The sequence below is a fragment of the Phytobacter sp. V91 genome (genome assembly GCF_965644225.1).
In the GTDB taxonomy this organism is placed as follows: domain Bacteria; phylum Pseudomonadota; class Gammaproteobacteria; order Enterobacterales; family Enterobacteriaceae; genus CBFFRJ01.
The window spans coordinates 1-14,747 of sequence record NZ_CBFFRJ010000129.1; the positions used below are offsets into that span (position 1 = coordinate 1).

The 14,747-nt window shown below is 53.2% G+C and carries 13 protein-coding genes, 1 tRNA gene and 1 pseudogene; 6 read left to right on the forward strand and 9 right to left on the reverse strand.

What is annotated here, in order from left to right; genetic code table 11:
- Positions 1 to 77: 77 nt before the first annotated feature.
- Positions 78 to 317: pseudogene (gene hspQ, locus ACSZO4_RS20725) on the reverse strand (heat shock protein HspQ); the annotation flags it as partial.
- Positions 318 to 376: 59 nt separating this feature from the next.
- Positions 377 to 1,567: a 23S rRNA (cytosine(1962)-C(5))-methyltransferase RlmI gene (gene rlmI / locus ACSZO4_RS20730; RefSeq protein WP_437890969.1), complete on the reverse strand. Its 1,191-nt coding sequence runs from the start codon at positions 1,565 to 1,567 to the stop codon at positions 377 to 379.
- A 144-nt stretch (positions 1,568 to 1,711) separates the two neighbouring features.
- Here rlmI and yccX point away from each other — a divergent pair, with 144 nt between their 5' ends.
- Positions 1,712 to 2,005, forward strand: coding sequence for an acylphosphatase (gene yccX, locus ACSZO4_RS20735; protein ID WP_437890970.1), 294 nt, complete (start codon positions 1,712 to 1,714; stop codon positions 2,003 to 2,005).
- Here the strand turns inward: yccX and tusE are convergent.
- Together tusE and yccA are read right to left on the reverse strand one after the other, a co-directional pair.
- Positions 2,002 to 2,331 carry a sulfurtransferase TusE gene (gene tusE / locus ACSZO4_RS20740; protein WP_437890981.1) on the reverse strand — a complete coding sequence of 110 codons (330 nt, stop codon included), beginning with the start codon at positions 2,329 to 2,331 and terminating at the stop codon, positions 2,002 to 2,004. The two genes, yccX and tusE, sit on opposite strands and share 4 nt — an antisense overlap.
- Positions 2,332 to 2,422: 91 nt before the next feature.
- Positions 2,423 to 3,082 (reverse strand): FtsH protease modulator YccA, encoded by a 660-nt coding sequence (yccA, locus tag ACSZO4_RS20745; RefSeq protein WP_437890971.1) that lies wholly within the window; start codon positions 3,080 to 3,082, stop codon positions 2,423 to 2,425.
- Positions 3,083 to 3,352: 270 nt separating this feature from the next.
- On the opposite strand from yccA, the gene ACSZO4_RS20750 reads away from it, so the two are divergent.
- The 4 genes from ACSZO4_RS20750 (at position 3,353) to ACSZO4_RS20765 (ending at position 7,255) form a co-directional block, all read left to right on the forward strand.
- Positions 3,353 to 4,987 (forward strand): ABC transporter substrate-binding protein, encoded by a 1,635-nt coding sequence (locus ACSZO4_RS20750; RefSeq protein ID WP_437890972.1) that lies wholly within the window; start codon positions 3,353 to 3,355, stop codon positions 4,985 to 4,987.
- 139 nt (positions 4,988 to 5,126) lie between these two features.
- Positions 5,127 to 5,214, forward strand: a tRNA-Ser gene (locus ACSZO4_RS20755).
- 356 nt (positions 5,215 to 5,570) lie between these two features.
- A complete protein-coding gene (locus ACSZO4_RS20760; protein WP_437890973.1) occupies positions 5,571 to 5,990 on the forward strand; it encodes a translesion error-prone DNA polymerase V autoproteolytic subunit in 420 nt (139 codons plus the stop codon).
- Entirely contained in the window at positions 5,990 to 7,255 is a 1,266-nt protein-coding gene (locus tag ACSZO4_RS20765) for a Y-family DNA polymerase (protein WP_437890974.1), read from the forward strand. The genes ACSZO4_RS20760 and ACSZO4_RS20765 overlap by 1 nt, the downstream gene beginning before the upstream one ends.
- Positions 7,256 to 7,296: 41 nt before the next feature.
- Here ACSZO4_RS20765 and ACSZO4_RS20770 read toward each other — a convergent pair whose 3' ends face one another.
- The 5 genes from ACSZO4_RS20770 to ACSZO4_RS20790 form a co-directional block, all read right to left on the reverse strand.
- The gene (locus tag ACSZO4_RS20770; RefSeq protein ID WP_437890975.1) at positions 7,297 to 8,238 is read right to left on the reverse strand and encodes a glycyl-radical enzyme activating protein; all 942 of its coding nucleotides are present in this window, start codon (positions 8,236 to 8,238) and stop codon (positions 7,297 to 7,299) included.
- A gap of 63 nt (positions 8,239 to 8,301) precedes the next feature.
- Positions 8,302 to 10,782 (reverse strand): (2S)-3-sulfopropanediol dehydratase, encoded by a 2,481-nt coding sequence (gene hpsG, locus ACSZO4_RS20775; RefSeq protein ID WP_437890976.1) that lies wholly within the window; start codon positions 10,780 to 10,782, stop codon positions 8,302 to 8,304.
- Positions 10,779 to 11,579, reverse strand: a complete 801-nt coding sequence (gene ssuB, locus ACSZO4_RS20780) for an aliphatic sulfonates ABC transporter ATP-binding protein (protein WP_437890977.1) — start codon at positions 11,577 to 11,579, stop codon at positions 10,779 to 10,781. Before ssuB ends, hpsG begins: the two co-directional genes overlap by 4 nt.
- Positions 11,576 to 12,370 (reverse strand): aliphatic sulfonate ABC transporter permease SsuC, encoded by a 795-nt coding sequence (ssuC, locus tag ACSZO4_RS20785; RefSeq protein ID WP_437890978.1) that lies wholly within the window; start codon positions 12,368 to 12,370, stop codon positions 11,576 to 11,578. Before ssuC ends, ssuB begins: the two co-directional genes overlap by 4 nt.
- A gap of 29 nt (positions 12,371 to 12,399) precedes the next feature.
- The gene (locus ACSZO4_RS20790; RefSeq protein ID WP_437890979.1) at positions 12,400 to 13,338 is read right to left on the reverse strand and encodes a sulfonate ABC transporter substrate-binding protein; all 939 of its coding nucleotides are present in this window, start codon (positions 13,336 to 13,338) and stop codon (positions 12,400 to 12,402) included.
- A gap of 408 nt (positions 13,339 to 13,746) precedes the next feature.
- On the opposite strand from ACSZO4_RS20790, the gene ACSZO4_RS20795 reads away from it, so the two are divergent.
- Positions 13,747 to 14,535, forward strand: a complete 789-nt coding sequence (locus tag ACSZO4_RS20795) for a DUF3750 domain-containing protein (RefSeq protein WP_437890980.1) — start codon at positions 13,747 to 13,749, stop codon at positions 14,533 to 14,535.
- The last annotated feature ends 212 nt before the right edge of the window (positions 14,536 to 14,747 follow it).

Below are 14,747 nucleotides of genomic sequence, written 5' to 3' on the forward strand. Positions count from 1 at the left end.
AATCTGAACCAGATTTAATCTGACAGACACCTGTATAAATAACCGGTAACTGTCAGATCAGGTCTGAGCTAGTACAGTTCATCCGCCACTTCGCAGGTCAACTGGGCTTCGGCCAGGTAGGTATGAATCGGCTCACCCTCATCGTCTTCCATGATCACATGGTACCAGGGCGCGGCGCGGAGCTCGTCGTTCATCGCCACCGCATCATCCGGTAGTTCATCCAGAGAATATTCCGCATCAATATCGAGCACGACGCCCAGATAGCCCAACAGCGAGTGACGAACTTGCTGACCAATACCGAATTTGCTGGCAATCATAGTCACCTCCCAGGATCTTTTACTTACGCAGATATGCGGGCAAAGTTCCAAAAATCAACTTACATGACGCGACAGGCAAACCCTTTCAGATAAAGTCCTTCCGGATAAGGCGCGATAACCGGGTGATCGGCGGCCTGACGGAACTGTTCTATAAATTGTACATCACGACCCGCATCTATTGCGGCATCGGCGATAATTTTCTGGAATAAATCCGTGGTCATCAGGCCTGAGCAGGAGAAGGTCATCAACACGCCGCCGGGATTCAGTAACTGAATGGCTAACATATTGATATCTTTATAGCCCCGGCATGCGCCCTGAAGCTGGCTTTTATTCTCAACAAACTTCGGCGGATCCATGACGATAACGTCAAACTTCTCGCCCTGATCGCGATATTTGCGCAGCAGTTTAAACACATCATCACGCACAAATTCCGCTTTGCTGAGATCGAGCTTGTTCAGTTCCACATTCTTTTTGGCCACATCCAGCGCTTCCTGCGAAGTATCCACGCTGACGACCTGGCGGCAATTGCCCATCAACGCCGAGATGGCAAAGCCACCGGTGTAGGAGAAGCAGTTAAGGACGCGTTTGTCTGCCACATAGCGGCGGGTGGTCAGCCGGCTGTCACGCTGGTCGAGGTAATAACCGGTTTTATGCCCGGCCTGGATATCGACATACAGCTTCATGCCGTTTTCTTCGATCGGCAGCAGTTCAGGCGGTAATTCACCGACCACCAGACCCTGCGTCAGCTCCATCCCCTCTTTTTTACGCACTGCAACGTCACTACGATCGTAGATTGAGCAGGTCGGGTAGAGTGTCTGTAACGCTGACAGGATCGCCGGACGTTGATATTCAGCGCCCGCACTCAGCAACTGAAGCACCAGGAAATTGCCAAATCTGTCGATAGTCACGCCGGGCAGACCGTCGGATTCCCCGGCAATCAGGCGATAGCTGTCCAGACCATCGCGCTGGGCCAGCCAGTCACGCCAGACCTGCGCTTGCTGAATGCGGCGAGTGAAAAAGTCGATGTCGATGATTTCATCTTTGTCGAAAGTCCAGACGCGAGCGCGAATTTGTGATGCCGGAGAGAAAGCGCCCCGTGCCAGCCATTTACCCTGAGCATCGACGATATCGACGGTCTCACCCAGGCTGGCTTTGCCTTCCATTCGGGCAACAGCGCCGGAGAAGACCCACGGATGGCGGCGCAACAACGATTTTTCGCGGCCTTTGGTTAATACTAAACGTGCACTCATAGTCGATTATTCAGTTATCAGGAGAAATTTGGCGCTATTGTCAGGGGTTCATGCAGCAATTGCAACGTGCCAGAGTTTGCTGGCCTGTTGGTGAACCCTGACAAAAGGCTAAAATGAAGACGGACACAGGGTCAGGAGATCGGTATGACGAATGAAGAAGCACCTTATTGCGTAATCTGCTGGGTTCATGGTCGGGTTCAGGGCGTGGGGTTTCGTTACAGTACGCAACACGAGGCGCGGCGTTTAGGTTTAACCGGCTATGCGCGGAATATGGATGATGGTAGCGTTGAGGTGGTTGCCTGTGGTGAGCGCAGGCAGGTTGAGCAACTGCTCGCCTGGTTAAACGCCGGCGGACCACGCTCTGCGCGGGTGGAACGGGTGCTTACGGAACCGCATCACTCCGACAGAGCCTGGACGCATTTTGACATCCGGTATTAAATGCATTTCACCGGTTTAGGCAGGCCAGCGATTTTCGTTGCCTGCTTCGCCGGACCTTTCGGGAACAGACGATACAGATAACGGCTATTGCCTTTTTCTTCACCAAACTTATTAGCCATGGCTTTCACCAGCATACGGATGGCGGGGGAGGTGTTGAACTCCAGGTAAAACTCACGCACAAAGCGCACCACTTCCCAGTGTTCTGTCGAGAGCGTAATCGCTTCGTTTTCGGCAATCGCCTCAGCCAGTGCTTCACTCCACAGCGTCGTGTCTTTCAGATAGCCTTCGCTATCGGTTTCTATCTCGTTGCCTTCAAAGATCATGATTCATCGCAAGGTCAGTCATTTACTGGCTGGCAGTGTAACAAAAAAGAAAGCCCCGCTAAAAGCGGGGCCGGGGTACATCGATGTTTTGCGCTTAGTCGCGGCTGGCGAAGCCGAGAATGCTCAGCAGGCTGACAAAGATGTTGTAGATGGAAACATACAGGCTGACGGTTGCGCGAATGTAGTTGGTCTCGCCACCGTTAATGATGTTGCTGGTTTCATACAGGATGGCGCCGGTAGAAATCAGGATAAACACCGCACTGATGGCCAGATGCAATGCCGGAAGTTGCAGGAAAATATTGGCAACCATTCCGATAAGCACGACCACGACGCCCGCCATCAGCATGCCGCCGAGGAAGGACATGTCCTTACGGGTGGTCAGCACATAGGCTGAGCAGCAGAAGAACACCAGCGCAGTTCCACCCAACGCCAGACCAATTAAATCGCCCATTCCGGCAGAGAGGTAGGCATTAAGCATTGGGCCAAGGATATAGCCCAAAAAGCCAGTGAATGCGAAAGCCGCCAGGATACCGGTGGGTTTGTCAGCCAGTTTATAGGTCAGGAACATCAGACCATACATGCCGACCAGCGTCAGGATCAGGCCCGGAGAAGGAAGCGCCAGCAAGGTGCTCGCGGTTGCGGTGATCGCCGAAAAGGCCAGGGTCAGGCTCAGCAGAAAATAGGTGTTACGCAGCACTTTGTGGGTGCTAAGCAACGATGTACGGTCGCGCGAGGAGGTAATAATACGATCCATGAGGCACTCTCTATTAATGATGTCATTAAGTAACGAGGATAGAAAATCCCCGTTTCCTTACCTAGTTGTTTTACCCATCTTTACTCAAAATGCAAAGCTATCATCTCAGATGTTTATCCTTGATTTATTAAAAATAATGGCATTAATGCGCATTTGTAAAAAATAACCATACCGGTGTCTTATATGTCGCTGAAAAATATTGCTCTGTGCTGTTTTGGGCGCTAAGAGTGTAAGCGCATCGTTAGCAGGAAACTTATCGGGGCGAAGGATATGAAATCACATTATTTAACTCGTATTGCACTTAGTGTCTTAACAATCAGTGGCTTGAGTGCCACTCATTTGGCCCTGGCCGCCGTGGTGCCGGAAGGCACACAACTTGCTGAACGCCAGGAACTGGTGCGAAACAACGGTAGCGAACCGGCCTCACTCGATCCACATAAAGTAGAAAGCGATGTTGAGTTCAACATTATCAGTGATTTGTTCGATGGGCTTGTGGCGGTCACTAAAGACGGCACCATTGAGCCGCGTCTCGCGCAATCATGGGAAACGAAAGACAATATTGTCTGGATCTTCCATCTACGGCCCAAAATAACCTGGTCCGACGGTACCGCGATCACGGCAAAAGACGTGGTCTGGAGCTGGCAACGCCTGGTTGATCCGAAAACCGCCTCCCCTTATGCCAGCTATCCGGGGAATATGCATATTGAGAATGCAAGAGAGATAGCGCTTGGCACAAAAAACCCTGATACCCTTGGCGTAAAGGCGCTGGATGACAGCACGCTTGAAGTTCGTCTGACCCAGCCGACAGCGGCGTTTCTGCCAATGCTTGCCCATCCTTCACTCATCCCGGTCGACAAAATCCTGATTAACCGCTTTGCGGAGAAATGGACCCGTCCGGAACATATTGTCACCAGTGGTGCTTATAAGATCACTGACTGGGTGGTGAATGAAAAAATTGTTGCCGCGCGTAATCCGCGTTACTGGAACAATAAAGCGACGGTCATTAATAAAGTGACGTATTTGCCCATCACCTCTGAAACCGCCGATGTGAATCGCTATAAGGCCGGGGAGATTGATATTACCTATGGCATACCCGTCAATCAGTTCGCCCAGTTGAAAGCAACGCTGGGCAGCCAGGTCAGCGTTCTGCCTTTGCTCTCAACCTATTATTACGAGCTAAACACCACCCGAGCGCCATTTAATGATGCGCGTGTTCGCCGGGCGCTGAATATGGCGCTTGATAAGGACATCATCGCGCAAAAAGTGATGGGGCAGGGGCAGCGTCCGGCATGGCTGGTAAGTCAGCCGGAAATTGGCGGCGTAACGTTGACCACGCCGGACTATGCCGCATGGCCGCTGGAAAAGCGTATCGAAGAGGCGAAAAAGCTGCTTAATGAGGCCGGGTATAATGACGCGCATCCGCTTTCATTCAGGCTGCTCTATAACACCATGGAAACCCATCAGCGGCTGGCCATTGCCGTCAGCTCAATGTGGAAGAAAAACCTCGGCGTTGAGGCGAAGCTGCAAAATCAGGAGTGGAAAACCATGCTCGATACCATGCACACCGGCAACTTCGATGCCGTTCGCTATGCATGGATCGCCGATTATGATGACGCCGCGACCTTTTTGAATAACTTCCGCACTGGCGACAGCGAAAACACCTCGCAGTACAGTAATCCGGCCTATGACGAAATCCTGCTTAATGCGGCGAAGGCGAAAGATGTGGCGCAACGTGGCCACTATTACCAGCAGGCTGAAGACATTCTGGCACGCGATGTCCCGGCCATTCCGTTGTATCACTATGTCCGTACGCATCTGGTTAAGCCATGGGTTGGCGGATTTGCCCCCGATCGGCTGGGAAATTACTACACCAAAGATATCTATATCAAAAAACATGAGGGCTGATGATTCGCGAATTATGCTGATTTAATGGTCAATGTGTTGTTATTTCAGGCGATTAAATCATATTTGGTTGTTTTTCAGGCAAACAGTTAATATCGGGCTTTACAGACGTCATCGGGATGTTTATAGTGCGCCTCATTCCGGAAGTGTGGCCGAGTGGTTGAAGGCACCGGTCTTGAAAACCGGCGACCCGAAAGGGTTCTAGAGTTCGAATCTCTACGCTTCCGCCAGATTAAACAAGGGGTTACCGAAAGGTAGCCCCTTTGTTTTTATGGCTCTTGGAACTTCCATAGAATACGCCCGCTGAATATCTGTTTCTCTTTACTGCGTCCCCCACTATCTGAAATCGATTTAATGCCGTGAGCAGTCTCTGTCCGCGCTGCTGGCCGATTAAGCACCGTCCACAAGTCAGTTCCACACATCCGAACCGGCCCCTGAAAAATTTACACTCCCCCTAATCCCTTCATCCCAAACTGTCCTTTACCTGAAATACATGTTTTCCAGGCACCGGTATCTGAAGCGATGTCTTGATCGCTGGCAAAGATAGATATACTGTATATAAATACAGTATTCATTGGTGGCCATTATGCAATTCATTAAACCCGCAGAGTTGCGCGAAATTGCCGCGCTACCGCTATACAGCGACCTTGTGCAATGTGGGTTCCCCACCCCGGCGGATGACTATATTGAGCAACGAATTGATTTAAATGAGTTATTAGTCCACCACCCCAGCGCAACGTATTTCGTCAAAGCCGCGGGTGACTCCATGACGGAAGGGGGCATTTCCGACGGTGATCTGCTGGTGGTGGACAGTTCGCTGACCGCAGACCACGGCGATATTGTGATTGCTGAAGTGGATGGCGGTTTTACGGTAAAACGTCTTCAACTTCGCCCGACGGTGCAGCTCAACCCGATGAACAGCGCCTGGTCGCCGATCGTGATCGGTTGCGAAGACAGGCTCGATATCTTCGGGGTCGTCACGTTTATCGTGAAAGCGACACGCTGATGTTTGCCCTCTGCGATGTGAATGCGTTTTATGCGTCCTGTGAGACAGTGTTCAGGCCAGATCTGCGCGGGCGGCCGGTGGTCGTTCTCAGCAACAACGACGGCTGTGTGATTTCCCGTAGCGCTGAGGCAAAGTCGCTGGTGGTGATGGGCGAGCCCTATTTCAAACAGAAAGAGGCGTTTCGCCGCCACGATATTGCCGTGTTCTCCAGCAACTATGAGCTGTATGCGGACATGTCGCACCGGGTTATGACGACGCTGGAGGAGATAACCCCACGCATAGAAATTTACAGTATCGATGAGGCATTTTGTGACCTGACTGGGGTCAGCAACTGCCGGGTGCTGGAGACGTTCGGGCGGGAAATCAGGCAGACCCTTTTGCAGAGGACGCATTTAACGGTGGGGGTGGGCATCGCGCCGACCAAAACGTTAGCCAAACTGGCCAATCACGCGGCGAAAAAATGGCAGGAGCAAACCGGTGGCGTCGTTGACCTGTCGAATGTTGAGAGACAGCGGCGATTAATGGCGCGGGTACCCGTCGAGGACGTCTGGGGCGTAGGGCGTCGAATCAGTAAAAAGCTGAACGCGCTGGGTATCAAAACCGCGTTGGATTTATCAGAGCAATCCACCTGGGTTATCCGCAAACACTTTAACGTCGTGCTGGAGCGAACCATCAGGGAGTTGCGGGGCGAGCCCTGCCTTGAGCTGGAAGAGTTTGCACCGGCGAAGCAGGAAATTATGTGCTCGCGGTCGTTCGGCGATCGCATCACCGATTATGAGGATATGCGCCAGGCGATTTGTTCCTACGCGGCGCGCGCAGCGGAAAAGCTCCGGGGCGAACACCAGTATGCCCGGTTTATTTCGGCGTTTATTAAAACCAGCCCCTTTGCGCCCAATGAGCCGTATTACGGCAACAGTGCGTCAGTGAAGCTCCTTACCCCGACGCAGGACAGCAGGGATATCATTGCGGCGGCCACGCGCTGTCTGGACGCCATCTGGAAAAAGGGCCACCGGTACCAGAAAGCCGGGGTCATGCTCGGCGATTTTTTCAGCCAGGGCGTCGCACAGCTTAATTTATTTGATGAGAATGCGCCGCGCGCTAACAGTGATTCGCTTATGACTCTGCTGGATAAACTAAATGCAAAGAATGGGAAGGGGACACTGTATTTCGCCGGGCAGGGCACTCAGCAACAGTGGCAAATGAAAAGGGAAATGCTGTCGCCACGCTATACCACGCGATACTCAGATATTCTTGTCGTAAGGTAATGGGTAATAAGTTATTGAAGGCAAATAAAACCCGCCGCGCTTTACCCGGCAGGGGCGCCATAACGTTCCCCACACCGGTCTCTGGCACGGTCGACAATACTGTTAATTTGCTCCGTTAATAACCTTTGTTCTCGTAACGGATATTCCCGGCCCAGGGCGTGGTATTTATCACGACCTAAGCGATGGTAAGGAATGATTTCATAGCTAACCTCGGGCAGAGGAAGAATAAAATCAATAATCGCGTCGATATCGTGCTGAGTTGCATTAAATCCCGGGATCAACGGCGTCCGCACGTGAATCGGCAACGCAGGGAATGTGTGACGTAAACGGCGAAGATTATTCAGGATCGTGCGATTAGTGCGTTGGGTAAACCGGCGATGCTGTACATCATCAAGACTTTTAATATCGAAATATACCGTATCGGCGTAAGGCGCAATGGTATGCAAGGTTGTCCAGTTTGCATCTCCGCAGGTTTCCAGCAAGGTATTGATATGCCGGTTTTGGGCCTCCTGCAATAAGGCCAGCGTAAATGCACTTTGCATCAGAGGCTCACCGCCGCTGAGCGTTAAGCCGCCTCCGGAGCGCTGATAAAAAATAGCCTCGGACTCAATAAGATCCAGCACCTGTCCTGCATGCATTTGTTCACCAAAATGACGTAATGCTTTTGTCGGGCATTGCGCGCTGCATTGCAGGCACCCGGAGCAACGGTTGCGATCAATCTGTATTTCACCTGCCGCTGCGTAGCTCAGCGCGGCGGTTTCACACTGCGGCTGGCACAGGCCGCAAAACGCCTGACCCAGGCATTTGCGGGGATCCAGTGCGATTTCTGGCGTTCCGTACTGAGATTCTGGGTTGCTGCACCACGCACAGCGCAGCGGGCAGCCTTTTAAAAACACCACCGTGCGGATCCCCGCGCCATCATGCAGAGAGTAGCGCTGAATATTGAATACCCAGCCGGTTATCTGTTCGGTGGCGGTCGCCATAACATCATCCTGTAGAAGAAAAATCGGGACAGCCACCGGCGGCAGGGCGGTGGCTGCGGGGTGCTAGAATGCCTCATGCCCGGTGCGGGCAATCAGGTCATCCTGTAAATCGGGCGATAAATCGGTGAACCAGGCGCTGTAGCCCGCAATGCGCACAATAAGCCCCCGATAGCGGTCCGGATCGGCTTTTGCCGCCAGCAGCGTTTCGCGGTTTATTACGTTGAACTGCACATGCCACAGTTTGAGGTCGCACCACGCCCTGATCAAATCGCACAGTTTGCGGGTTCCCGCTTCGCCTGCGACGATAGATGGGGTGAATTTAATGTTCAGCAGCCGTGCCGCCCGCTCCCGATACTGATAGTTCTTGGTCTTGTAATTTGACAGCAGCACCGCAGTCGGCCCTTCGGCGTCACAGCCCTGAGATGCCGACGACCCGTCAGACAACGGCATCCACGCCAGGCGACCATTAGGCGTGGCGTGAACCACTTTGCCAAAGGGCACGTGGGAGGTAAAAGGCACCAGTCGCAGATCGAGATGCACGCCGAGAGTCTGCGAATACTGGCGTGTAAATTCCAGGCAGGCTTTATCCAGCGCTTTGCCAATATCGTCAGCGTAGGGATTGTTGTTGCCATATTTTGGGGCGCTCATCAGCAGGGCACGCAGCACCTGGTGATGCTCAAAGTTATCTTCCAGCGCTGTCAGCAGTTGCGACAGGGTGATCCGCTTTTCGTCATAGACCCATTTTTTAATGGCTGCCAGCGAATCAATGACTGTCCCGTAACCCATAAATTCGAAGTAACCTAAATCGATTCCCCCCTCAATGACGGGCTGGTGGATGTCCTTACAGGCATCCATCGCTAAATCATGCAGCGCCGTCCCCAGCGGCCAGGCAAAATGTTTCGCCCGCAAATCGATAATTACTTTTTGCTGAATAAAGGCGTGACGAAGAAAATTAATATGCTGTCTGAGATAGGCATCCCAGAACATTTCCCAGGTGGCGAAGGTCAATGGATCTCCCGTTTCCAGCCCCAGTAATTCAGCTCCGTGGCGCTGCATCCGCCCGTTATAGAGCGTCATTTCCAGCGCGGCGGGGAAATTAATGTAGGCGCAAGGGCTGGTGTAGGTGTCCCGGTTTGGCATACGGCATTCCGCGCATCCGGACACCGCATAGTCATAAGCCTGTAAGAATGTCGCCCCTTTGGAAAGCAGAAGGGGAACCACTTCCTCATCATTAATCAGTTTCGGAAAGCCGGTGCCCTCTTTAATGGTTTCGGCAATATCATGCAGAAAGCGCGCCGGGGTACGGTTATGGATGCGGGCGGCTAAATCAGGGTAGTGCAGCGGGAATTCTCGCTTTGAACGTAAAAACAGGTGCGACAACGCATTGGTGGCGTCCATCCCTTCAGGAGTTTGTCCGCCGATAGTCACTGCTTCCCAGTGGGCATAGCCTTCGTTAAATGCGCCGCCGGTCGCTGAAATATACAGATCCACGAACTGGGCCATCGAGACCCAGACGCAGGACAGCCACTCCAGCACCTGCTCGTCGTTAAGAATGCCTTTTTCGATATCACGCTGATAATAAGGAAACAGGTACTGATCCATGCGGCCATTGGAAATAATGGTCCCCGTTTTCTGCTCCATACGCGAGAACAGCTGGGTGAACCACTGCGCCTGCAAGGCGTCACGAAAATCCCGCGCCGGGTTCTCAGGCACCCATTCGCAGCGCTCGGCAATGTCCAGCAGCTCCTGGCGTCGCCGTGGGCTGGCCTCTTTCTCCGCCAGCGTTCTGGCCAGATGAGCATGACGTTGCGCCCACAATACGATGGCGTCGGAGGTAATAATGATCGCCTGGAGAAACGGCGCTTTCTCTACATTATCAACGGGGTTGAGGGGATCTAACTGCGCCAGGCGCTGCTCAGCATCCTGGCGGATGCCCTTAAACCCCAGGCGTAAGACCTTCTCATAATCATGAACCCATTGAATGGATGAACGAAAAGACGAGGTCTCATTGACGATAAAGCGGGAGGTCAGCCGATCCTTCGGATCATACGTCAGGCGCAGCGTCTCTTCCGGCAATGCCTGAGATAAATGTTCGTGGTAGGTTTTGCCCTGCCAGTAAGGTGAAATCTCCTGCCGGATAATCAGACTGTCCTGTTGCTCAATGGTAAAAGGGGACGCCTGACGAGCAGGTAGCTGGCTTATCGCCGTATCGAGAAAATCGCCATCAAGTTCAGGATACAAAATACCGTAGCGCCCCGGTTTGCCAGCGCGCCCCACAATAAGTTGCTCATCGTCGATATACACCGTGATGTGCTGCGCAATGTGATACATCGCTTTTGCCCAACGCAAAATCAGCAATTGCCCCTCGGTTGCACGCATCGACTCCGTAAAGTAGCGGGCGCGCTCAACATCAATGCCGGGCTTACCTTGCTGGATCTCAGCGAGGATCTTATCTGTTCTGCGTGACGCCCCGGCGCGAGGGGCTGAACCGGGTTGCAAAATGCGCGCTTCCTGTGGGCTTAATACCGTCTCTTCCAGGCTCATTGCCGTCTCCCGTTGTAGGTCATCGCACTGTCTGCTGGGTTGTCAGCAGGGACATCGTGCCGGTTAAAAATGTGTTCCAGAACCTGGTTTTCCAGCGCTGCCAGACGCGCCTGACTCCGCTGTCGTGGGCGAGGCAGATCGACAGCCACATCCAGGCCAATCGCACCCTGTTCAATGAGGATCACCCGATCGGCAATGCTGACCGCTTCGCTGACATCGTGCGTGACCAGCAGAATGGTAAACCCTTGCTCCGACCATAACCGCGCAATCAGTTGCTGCATTTCAATGCGCGTCAGGGCATCCAGCGCCCCAAGCGGCTCATCGAGCAGCAATACTCGCGGGCGATGGATCAGCGCTCTGGCCAGTGCCACGCGCTGCTTTTGCCCACCGGACAGCGCCGACGGCCAGTCGTTCTCACGACCGGCAAGCCCAACGGAAGAGAGGACGTCTTCGGCCTGCGCTCGCCAGTCGCCCGTCAGGCCGATGCCGACATTTTCAATCACTGTTTTCCACGGCAGCAGCCTGGCATCCTGAAACATCAAACGGATATCCTGGCGAAAGTGGTGGAGCGGTTGATTTCCCGAGAGCAGCTGGCCGCTACTGGGCTTCTCCAGTCCGGCAAACAGGCGCAGCAGAGTGCTTTTGCCGCAGCCGCTGCGCCCGACAATCGCCACAAACTGCCCGGCGGGGATCTGCAAATCCAGCGCGTTTAATACATTGCGCTGCCTGAAATGTTTACCTAATTGCTGTGTGGCCAGGGGGATGCCCTGATTCACCGAATAGATTCGCGCACTCATGCTTCTTCACCTCCGGCGGTCTGGTATGTGGGGTGCCAGCGCAACCAGCGGCGTTCTAACAAACGGGCGGCAATATCTGCCAGCTTGCCCAGCACGGCGTACAGGATGATGGCCATCACTACCACATCCGTTTGCAGGAACTCACGGGCATTCATCGCCAGATAGCCGATGCCGGAACTGGCTGAGATGGTCTCGGCCACAATCAGCGTCAGCCACATCAGCCCCAGCGCGAAGCGCACCCCAACCAGAATGGAGGGCAACGCGCCGGGGAGAATGACCTGGCAAAACAGCGCAAACCCGGATAACCCGTAGTTCCTCGCCATTTCCAGCAGTCCGGCATCCACATGACGAACCCCGTGGCTGGTATTGAGATAGATCGGGAAAAAGGTGCCAAGGGCGACGAGGAAAAGTTTGGCGGACTCATCAATGCCGAACCACAGAATAACCAGCGGGATCAGCGCCAGATGCGGGACGTTGCGCACCATCTGTACCGTGCTGTCGATAAGCAGTGCGCCAGAGCGCGACAACCCGGTAATCAGCCCCAGCAGCAGGCCGATGCTGCCGCCAATGCCAAACCCGACGGCCGCGCGCCAGCTACTGATCGCCAGGTGTTGCCATAATTCACCGCTGTACGCCAGCGACCAGCCCGCTTTAAGCACCGCACCAGGCGCCGGCAGTATGCGGGTGGAGAGCCAGCCGGACATTACCGCGCCTTGCCAGAACACAAGCAGCAGCAGCGGGATCAACCAGGGGGTCAGCCGTGTCAGCACGGGCTTAAACACTCTGTTCATCGCATTGATTTCCTGTGAAATAAAGAGGCTTATTGCGGCTGTTGCCAGACTGACTGCCTGATATCCAGCTGTTTGGGGATGATTTTCAACGCCGTAAAGGTATCGGCAATGCGCTGCTGGCTGGCGATGACCTCCGGTGAAATAAACCGGGCGTCATAACCCTGACGCTCGACCGCGACCTGGGTGATATCTTCCGGCAGCCCTAACAAGGGGGCTATCTGGCGGGTGACGGCCTGCGGATCCTGGGTGGCTTTGCTACCAATAAGCCGAATTTCTTCGATCAGTGCAGCGATCACTTTTGGATGCTGGCTGGCGAAATTACGCGTCGCCAGGTAGAACTGGTAGTTGTTGACAATCCCGCGCCCGTCACGCAAAACGCGGGCATGAATTTGATGTTCTGCGGCGGCACTGAACGGATCCCAGATAACCCAGGCATCGACGCTGCCATTTTCAAATGCGGCGCGAGCGTCGGCAGGCGGTAAATATACCGGGGTGATATCACTGTATTTTAGCCCGGCATCTTCTAATGCCCGCACCAATAAATAGTGAACATTTGACCCCTTATTTAAGGCAACCTTTTTGCCTTTTAAGTCGGCGACGGATTTGAGGGGAGAATGCTGTGGAACCAGAATAGCTTCTGCCGTTGGTGAAGCCGGTTCATTGGCGACATAAACCAGATTTGCCCCAGCGGCCTGGGCAAAAACGGGCGGTGTTTCGCCGGTAAAGCCAAAATCAACCGAACCGACATTAAGCCCTTCTAACAGTTGCGGGCCGCCCGGGAATTCAGTCCACTTGACCCCGACACCCTGCGACGCTAAACGTTTCTCCAGTGAACCGGCTCCTTTCAGCAATACCAGCGTGGTGGCTGATTTTTGGTAACCGATGCGTAAAGTTTCCTGTGAAAAAACCTGTCCGGAAAAAAGTACAGAAATAATAAAAAGAAAGAAATAACGGCAAGTGGCTGTCATAGTTATACCCATAAGCGAGGAGATAAAATCGCATCCTGGTCGTTATTCGCAGATGGGTAAAATATTACTTAATAATAACCATATCCTTATTTTAACTAAGGGAATCGGCGGCTGTTTTTAATATTTTCGCTGGCGAAAATGTTATCAGGCATCTTCGGGTATTTAAAATCTGTTAAATCTTAAGCAATAAAATACAGAGAAAAGGGCAATCTGTATTTCATTTGATTTACTCGATGCCTGTTTTCACCTTTGCTATGTCGAAAAAAGCATATGGCCCGATCGACAAATTTTACGATGTCGCGAGCGGAAACCGCTCCTGGCTACCCGCTCTTCATTTGTTGCTGAACAGAAAAACAGCGGTACAATGCGCAGACGTAACATGTTCATTCTCCTTCATTGCAGACATCCATGATCGCGATTAAAACGCTTGGCCTGAGCTTTCTTTGTATTGTTCTGTTCTCGCTGGTGGTAAGCCAGGTCCAGGCCGTGCATCAGCGGCAGTCCCTGCCCGAGGAAGGGTGGTGGTCTGCCCGACGTGACTCTGCAGGCTTAGCGCCCAATCCCCGGGATAATGCCCGCCAGGCCATTGTTCAGGTTTACGCCGCGCCCACCTGGGGCTGGAAAGGGATTGTGGCGGTGCATCCGTGGATCATTTTTAAACCTGCCGGGGAAACGGAATATTACCGCTATGAAGTGATCGCCTGGGGCGGCGGTGAGAAAGTACGGCTCAATCGCAACCCGGCGGATGGCTACTGGTATGGCGCCCGGCCCCGTCTGCTGGTGGAACATCGTGGGCCAGAAGCACAGGCCATGATCCCACAAATTAAGGCCGCGATTGCCTCTTATCCATGGCCGAACACTTACCACGCCTGGCCTGGCCCTAACAGCAATACCTTTATTGCCCATATTGGACGCGAAGTGCCTGCGCTGAAACTGGATATGCCCGCCAACGCGGTGGGAAAAGATTACCGTTCGCTGCAAAACCCCATCGGATTGCCGCCGTCAGGGCGTGGCGTGCAGTTATCGCTGCTGGGGGTTGCAGGCGTGACGCTCGGTGCAGAAGAGGGCGTTGAACTCAAAGTCCTGGGGCTAAATGTCGGGTTCAATATCTGGCCGCTGCGCTTACGCTTACCGTTTATTGGCGGGTTAGGGCGAGATAATGAGCAGAAGAATACTGCGGACGAGAGTCAGTTATAGCAGCACATCATCTTTATGCCCTTAACTGAATTCATCAGCAAATACCGTAGTATTATTTTTTGACAATATACTTATACCCAGAATACTTCGAGTTGCAGGAGCCAGTGAACCCAAGTCAGTCGTAGGGATAGGTTGTTTAAGGAAGGTGCGATTTAATCGGTGGGGTTCAGTGGAGTCCTTATCTGTATTAGCCTTACCTTAGCTGAGCTGTA

Bases quoted from the DNA above. Each gene is read 5' to 3' on its own strand.
- yccX (WP_437890970.1), top strand. From the start codon at position 1,712: ATGACGAATGAAGAAGCACCTTATTGCGTAATCTGCTGGGTTCATGGT.
- ACSZO4_RS20770 (WP_437890975.1), bottom strand. From the start codon at position 8,238: ATGGCGACCGCCACCGAACAGATAACCGGCTGGGTATTCAATATTCAG.
- ACSZO4_RS20790 (WP_437890979.1), bottom strand. From the start codon at position 13,338: ATGACAGCCACTTGCCGTTATTTCTTTCTTTTTATTATTTCTGTACTT.
- yccA (WP_437890971.1), bottom strand. From the start codon at position 3,082: ATGGATCGTATTATTACCTCCTCGCGCGACCGTACATCGTTGCTTAGC.
- ACSZO4_RS20750 (WP_437890972.1), top strand. From the start codon at position 3,353: ATGAAATCACATTATTTAACTCGTATTGCACTTAGTGTCTTAACAATC.
- hpsG (WP_437890976.1), bottom strand. From the start codon at position 10,782: ATGAGCCTGGAAGAGACGGTATTAAGCCCACAGGAAGCGCGCATTTTG.
- rlmI (WP_437890969.1), bottom strand. From the start codon at position 1,567: ATGAGTGCACGTTTAGTATTAACCAAAGGCCGCGAAAAATCGTTGTTG.
- ssuB (WP_437890977.1), bottom strand. From the start codon at position 11,579: ATGAGTGCGCGAATCTATTCGGTGAATCAGGGCATCCCCCTGGCCACA.
- ssuC (WP_437890978.1), bottom strand. From the start codon at position 12,370: ATGAACAGAGTGTTTAAGCCCGTGCTGACACGGCTGACCCCCTGGTTG.
- ACSZO4_RS20795 (WP_437890980.1), top strand. From the start codon at position 13,747: ATGATCGCGATTAAAACGCTTGGCCTGAGCTTTCTTTGTATTGTTCTG.
- ACSZO4_RS20765 (WP_437890974.1), top strand. From the start codon at position 5,990: ATGTTTGCCCTCTGCGATGTGAATGCGTTTTATGCGTCCTGTGAGACA.
- ACSZO4_RS20760 (WP_437890973.1), top strand. From the start codon at position 5,571: ATGCAATTCATTAAACCCGCAGAGTTGCGCGAAATTGCCGCGCTACCG.